Annotated in this window: 1 protein-coding gene and 1 pseudogene; both read left to right on the forward strand. The window is 63.7% G+C overall.

Features of this window, described 5'->3' with window-relative positions; translation table 11 throughout:
• Positions 1-8: 8 nt before the first annotated feature.
• Positions 9-1,461, forward strand: a pseudogene (gene istA, locus B2W52_RS19855) (IS21 family transposase).
• 14 nt (positions 1,462-1,475) lie between these two features.
• The coding region (locus B2W52_RS19860) for an ATP-binding protein (protein WP_286803954.1) at positions 1,476-1,792 on the forward strand (317 nt) is incomplete at its 3' end.

Genomic DNA, 1,792 nt, shown 5'->3' on the forward strand with positions numbered 1-1,792 from the left:
AAGCGGGCCTGAGCCATGAGCGCATTGCCCGTGCCTGCGGACTCTCCAAGGGCGTGGTCGGCAAGTATGTCAGCCTGGCCACCGCGCAGGGCATCACCTGGCCGTTGCCGGAAGGCACGGACGAGGCACGACTGGAAGCCCAGCTCTTCCCGGCCAAGACACCCCCATCTCGATTTGCTGAGCCCGACTACTTCCAGGTCCACCAGGAACTCAAGACCAAGGGCGTCACCCTGCAATTGCTCTGGGCTGAGTACGTCGAACGCCACGGCGACAAGGCCCGCCGGTACAGTCAGTTCTGCCATCACTACCGGCTCTGGCGCGGCCGGCAGCGGCGCAGCATGCGCCAGGTCCACCGGGCCGGCGAGAAGATCTTTATCGACTACTGCGGTCCCACCGTGCCGGTGGTGGACCGCAGCACCGGCGAGATGCGTAAGGCCCAGGTCTTTGTGGCTGTGCTGGGCGCGTCCAGTTATACCTTCGCCGAGGCCACCTGGAGCCAGAGCCTGCCGGACTGGATCGCCTCCCACCAGCGGATGCTGGCGTTCTACGGTGGTGTGCCGGAACTGCTGGTTCCGGACAATCTCAAGGCAGCGGTCACCAAGGCAGACCGATACACGCCCCAGCTCAACGAGACCTACGCGGAACTGGCAACCCATTACCAGACGGCGGTCTTACCGGCCCGCCCCTACAAGCCCAAGGATAAGGCGAAGGCCGAAGCCGCTGTGCTGCTGGTTGAACGCTGGATCCTGGCCCGGTTGCGTCACCGAACGTTCTTCTCACTGGCCGAACTGAACTCGGCGATTGCAGACCTGCTACCGGCACTGAACCAGCGCCCGTTCCAGGGGCGCTCCGAGAGCCGCCAGAGCCTGTTCGAAGCGCTGGACCGACCTGCACTCAGGCCACTGCCGGCAACGTCCTACGTCTACGCCGAGTGGCGCAAGGCACGACCGGGCATCGACTACCACATCGAGATCGACAAACGCCTGTACAGCGTGCCTCACGCCCTGGTGGGTGTGAAGCTGGATGTTCGGGTGACCGATACGTCCGTTGAGGTCATGCACAAAGGACAACGGGTAGCCCTGCATCCTCGCCACGGCAAGAGCCGCTTCGTGACCCTGACCGAGCACATGCCCAAGTCCCATCAGGCCCATCAGAACTGGTCNNGACATCGGTCCCGCCACGCTCGACGTGGTACAGCGACAGCTTAAGGATCGCCCTCATCCGGAGCATGGCTACCGATCATGCCTGGGGCTGTTGAACCTGAGTCGACGTTACAGCCGTGACCGGTTGGAGCAGGCCTGTAGTCGAGCACTAGCTATCAACTCGGCCAGCTACCAGAGCATCAGCTCGATCCTGAAACAGGGGCTGGATCAGCTCCCGTTACCCCTGGCCGAGGAGGAGTCGGAACTGACAGAGCTGCCAGTACACACCAACGTTCGCGGCCCCCGCTACTACCACTGATCCCGGAGAAACTGATGTTGACTCAAAACACCCTCGACGCCCTGCGCCAACTCAAACTGACCGGCATGTGCGATGCCCTGGAACAGCAGCGGGCACAGCCCGACACCCACGACCTGGCGTTCGAGGAACGCCTGGCCTTACTGATCGACCGGGAGGTGCTGCACCGGGAAAACCGCCGCCTGGAACGGCTGCTGAAGGCGGCCCGGTTGCGGGTCTCGGCCTGCGTGGAAGACATCGATTACCGCCACCCGAGAGGGCTGGAGCGCTCCCGTATGGCGGGGCTGGCCAGCTGTGACTGGATCCGCCAGTCCCTGAACCTGTGCATCACCGG

Source organism: Marinobacter sp. UBA2498 (assembly GCF_002341575.1).
Lineage (GTDB): Bacteria > Pseudomonadota > Gammaproteobacteria > Pseudomonadales > Oleiphilaceae > Marinobacter > Marinobacter manganoxydans.